A 4398-nucleotide genomic window follows, 5' to 3' on the forward strand; every position below is an offset into this window, starting at 1 on the left:
ACTGTAATATGGATGTTTTTAATGGATGGTTTGAGCAATTTTTGACACCGATCTTGGAACCTGGACAGACTGTCATTCTTGACAATGCTACTTTTCATAAGTCTGATAAAGCTTGCTAAAGGGGTTGGTGCAGAAATTTTGTATCTGCCGCCTTATTCTCCAGATTTCAACAAAATTGAGCATCATTGGTTTGCTATAAAAAACAGAGCCAGGAAAAACATTCCTCTATTCGAATCCTTTCGTCGTGCTGTTGATTCTGCCTTCCTATGACCTGTTCGGACTATTATGAGAAATGCTATAATTTGTAAATAAAATAGTTTTGCATTTTCTTATAAAATGAGTAATATTAGCGTATTAATTATAGAATCAATCATTATGTTTGATGAGAATAATCCTTGGAATTTGGGAAAGAAACCAGTAGGGAACAAAACTCCTAATAATGAAGATATTTTAAGTAAAGCTGTATCTGATATAAGGTTCTTTCTTAATGGGTTAACCAGAAACAGGGGCAAAAAACCTTATTTCATCATTTTCATTATTTTGCTGTTCTATGCTTGCGCTGGCTTTTATATTGTTCACCCCAGTGAAGAAGGCATAGAACTTACCTTTGGTAAATACTCTAACACAGAGATGTCCGGTTTGCGCTATCACTTTCCCTATCCTATTGGTAAGGTTTTTAAAGTGAACGTTAAGGAAGTAAATCGCGAAGAAATTGGAGTAAGCGGTTCTTATGGGCGAGATACAGACCGCGGTGAAGGTGTTATGCTTACCGGAGATGAAAATATAGTCAACGTTAACTTCGAAATTCAGTGGCGCGTTAGAGATGCTAAGGACTATTTATTCAAAGTGCGGGATTATCAACCTGGTTTGAGCGTTAAAAACGCTGCTGAAAGTGCTATGAGGGAGATAATAGGTAAGAATACGATTTCTTTTGCACTAGAAGGTCAAGGAAGAGCCGAAATTTCCAGAGATACCAGAATTTTATTGCAACAGATCCTTGATGGATACCAAATGGGCATAGAGATTTTATCTGTTCAAATGAAAAAAATTGATCCACCAGAAAAAGTAATCAGTTCGTTTAGAGATGTACAAAGTGCTCGCGCAGACAAAGAGCGTACTATAAACGAAGCATATGCTTATAATAATGATATTATACCTCGAGCAAAGGGTGAAGCGATAAAGATAAAATTAGATGCACAAGCATATGAAAATGAAATAATAAATGAAGCAAAAGGTAATGCAAATCGCTTTTTATCTCTTTATGAGGAATATAGACAGAATCCTTCTCTCGTTAAGAACCGTATTTATCTTGAAACTATGGAAAATATTTTCAGTAAGGTAGATAAAGTTGTTGTAACTGATGATCTGAAAGGTATGTTTTCTTATTTACCTCTTACAAATTTAGGAAAATAACCATGAGTAGTAATATTAAAATTGTTTTTGTTTCTGTATTTGTTGTTTTATTGATTGTTTTATTTAATTCAATATTTGTTGTGCAAGAAACAAAGCAAGCGATAGTTATACAACTCGGTAAAGTTGTAAGAGATGTTAGGGAAAGTGGCTTATATTTTAAGTTACCATTCATAAATAGTGTAGAGTTTCTTGATAAAAGAGTTTTAGATTTAAGTCCTGATAAGATCCCAAGGGAAGTGATAACAGCGGATCAAAAACGTATTATAGTAGATGCATATGCAAAATATAAAATAACAAATCCTGTTATTTTTTACCAGGCTGTGAGGAATGAATCAGGGCTGGTTAGAAGATTATATCCGGTTATAGAAGCACACATAAGAGAAAATATAGGCAGATTTTCGTTGATTAGCTTGTTGAATGAAAAAAGATCAGAGGTTATGCAATTGATTCAGCGTGGAGTTTATTCTGAAGCTGAAAAATTTGGCATAGAAATAATAGATGTAAGAATTAAGAGGGCAGATTTACCAGAAGAAAATAGTTCTGCAATATTTCGCCGTATGCAAACTGAAAGGGAAAAAGAAGCAAAAGAAATTAGAGCAGAAGGAGAGCAAGCTGGGCAGGAAGTTAGATCAAAAGCTGATAAATTAAAAAGGGAAATTATCTCTAGTGCAGTAAAAGAATCGTACGAAATAAGGGGCCGTGGTTATGCTGAAGCAACTAGAATTTATAATGAGGCATTTAAAGTCGATGAAGAGTTCTTTAACTTTTATCGCTCTATGAGCGCTTATAGTAAATCATTTGCCGAAAATAATACTAAATTTGTACTTTCACCAAACAATAACTTTTTAGATATTTTAAACAAAGGATGGAAATAATTTATGAAAAGTAAGGCATTTATTTTATCTATATTTGCATATTTTCTAATTGCGTTTTCTTCGTACGCTAATATGTTTGATTGGAATGCAAAAAAGGTCGTTAATGCTAGCACTACTGCATGTAACTGTAATCAAGGACTTGCCGATTTAGTGGAAGAACTCATTCCTGCGGTTGTAAATATTTCAAGCGAACAAATAATCAAACAAGAAAGTAACAATAGAACTAAAATCCCTTTTATGCCAAGAAATAATTTCTTTGATGATTTTAGAGAATTTTTTGAGCATTTTGATCAGTTTTTTATGGATAGGGGCCCTAGTGTTAACAGAGAGGTGGTGTTGCTTGGTTCTGGGTTTATTATAGATAAAGGTGGAACTATAGTAACCAATTGTCACGTTATTAAAAACGCCCAAGATATCACAGTTACTATGAACGATAATACTTATTTCAAAGCAGAAGTTTTAGGCTATGATGCAAGAACTGATCTTGCTGTGCTTAAGGTTCATTCTAATAAAGATCTTCCTTTTGTTGCATTTGGTAATTCTGATACAGCAAGGGTTGGCGATACAGTTATTGCAATAGGTAACCCATTTGGTTTGGGTAGCTCTGTAAGCACAGGAATTATATCTGCAAGGTCTAGAGACATTAGTATCGGCACTATGAATGAATTTATTCAAACCGACGCTGCAATTAATAGAGGCAACTCTGGAGGGCCATTATTTGATTTAAATGGAAAAGTTATAGGCATTAACACCGCTATCTATTCCCCATCTGAGTCTGGCGGCAATGTGGGTATAGGCTTTGCTATACCATCTAATTTAGCTATGTCAATTATTGACACATTAAAAAGTGGCAAAAAAATAAAACATGGTTGGCTTGGTGTGCAAGTTCAGCCTATAACGAAAGAATTTGCTGAGTCCTTGGGTTTAAAAGATATAAAAGGCGCATTGGTTGCAAGTATAGTAAAGGATAGTCCTGCAGAAAAAGGTGGAATTAAGGTGGGTGACATATTATTAGAATTTGATGATAAAAAAATTGATAGAACGACACAACTACCTCAAATGGTTTCAAGAACTGAACCTGGAAAAAAAGTACAAATTAAGTTACTTAGAAAGAGCAAAGAGGTCAATATTAAGGTTGTGATTGAAGAATCTGCAAATGATGGTCAAGGTAATAATCAAGAAGAAAACAAATCAACATCCGATTACATAACTGGTTTAACTGTTTCAAACCTGCCAAAAGAATCAAAAGAAAGTAATCCTACAAAAGGTGTGATAGTTACTAATGTAGATAGTAACAGTAATGCCACGTTGCGTGGTATTAAAAAAGGAGACATTATTATCCAATTAGATGGAACCGATATAGAAAATACTAATGATTTTCAAAAACAAGTTGATTCAGCAGTAAAGAAAAACGGTAAAGATTCAATAATGTTGCTCATTTACCGCAATGGAAATCAATTCTTTACTTCGATAAAGTTGAAGAAATAGCACTCGTAGGTTATTTACTAAATTAGCAGCATTGTAAGCCTGTCATTGTAACACCTCAATCTTACAAGACAAATCAAAACTATTAAAGTCTACATTCCATTCACTAAAATACACATATGGATAATATAAATTTTCTAAAATTCATTGAACTGTGCTTTCAAACAGTGGTGCCGGGATGTGAGTATAATGATTATCAGTACATAAAAGTCATAGCAGACAGGCTGGAAGCAGCGAATGCTGGCGAAGTAAGGCGCATAATATTCAATATGCCTCCGCGTTCAATGAAGTCCATATGTATGAGTGTTGCGTGGCCCACATGGATACTGGGAAATCAGCCAACTGCAAGAATAATAGTTGCAAGTTATTCTAAGTTGCTTAGCGAAAAACATTCGCTCGATACGAGGTGCATAATGCAATCTGATTGGTATAAAAAGCTATTTCCAGAGGTAGAACTATCCAAAGACCAGAACACTAAATATAAATTCCAAACAGTGCAGAGAGGATACAGAATCGCAATATCAGTTGGAGGAACATTATAGCATTTCTCATAATAGTCCGAACAGGTCATAGGAAGGCAGAATCAACAGCACGACGAAAGGATTCGAATAGAGGAATGTTTTTC

The 4398-nt window shown here is 34.6% G+C and carries 3 protein-coding genes and 2 pseudogenes; all 5 read left to right on the forward strand.

What is annotated here, in order from left to right:
* Positions 1-270, forward strand: a pseudogene (locus OZD66_RS00855) (transposase); the annotation flags it as partial.
* Positions 271-375: 105 nt separating this feature from the next.
* The gene (hflK, locus tag OZD66_RS00860) at positions 376-1413 is read left to right on the forward strand and encodes an FtsH protease activity modulator HflK (RefSeq protein WP_182367311.1); all 1038 of its coding nucleotides are present in this window, start codon (positions 376-378) and stop codon (positions 1411-1413) included.
* A gap of 2 nt (positions 1414-1415) precedes the next feature.
* The gene (hflC, locus tag OZD66_RS00865) at positions 1416-2288 is read left to right on the forward strand and encodes a protease modulator HflC (protein WP_182319521.1); all 873 of its coding nucleotides are present in this window, start codon (positions 1416-1418) and stop codon (positions 2286-2288) included.
* A gap of 3 nt (positions 2289-2291) precedes the next feature.
* Positions 2292-3776 carry a DegQ family serine endoprotease gene (locus tag OZD66_RS00870; protein WP_182367208.1) on the forward strand — a complete coding sequence of 495 codons (1485 nt, stop codon included), beginning with the start codon at positions 2292-2294 and terminating at the stop codon, positions 3774-3776.
* Positions 3777-3892: 116 nt separating this feature from the next.
* Positions 3893-4312: pseudogene (locus tag OZD66_RS00875) on the forward strand (hypothetical protein); the annotation flags it as partial.
* Between the last annotated feature and the right edge of the window lie 86 nt (positions 4313-4398).

The organism is Wolbachia endosymbiont of Drosophila baimaii, assembly GCF_028982185.1.
GTDB classification, from domain to species: Bacteria; Pseudomonadota; Alphaproteobacteria; order Rickettsiales; family Anaplasmataceae; genus Wolbachia; species Wolbachia pipientis.

What these genes read in the sequence shown, in the direction of transcription:
- hflK (WP_182367311.1), top strand. Translation starts at nt 376, where the DNA reads ATGTTTGATGAGAATAATCCTTGGAATTTGGGAAAGAAACCAGTAGGG.
- hflC (WP_182319521.1), top strand. Translation starts at nt 1,416, where the DNA reads ATGAGTAGTAATATTAAAATTGTTTTTGTTTCTGTATTTGTTGTTTTA.
- OZD66_RS00870 (WP_182367208.1), top strand. Translation starts at nt 2,292, where the DNA reads ATGAAAAGTAAGGCATTTATTTTATCTATATTTGCATATTTTCTAATT.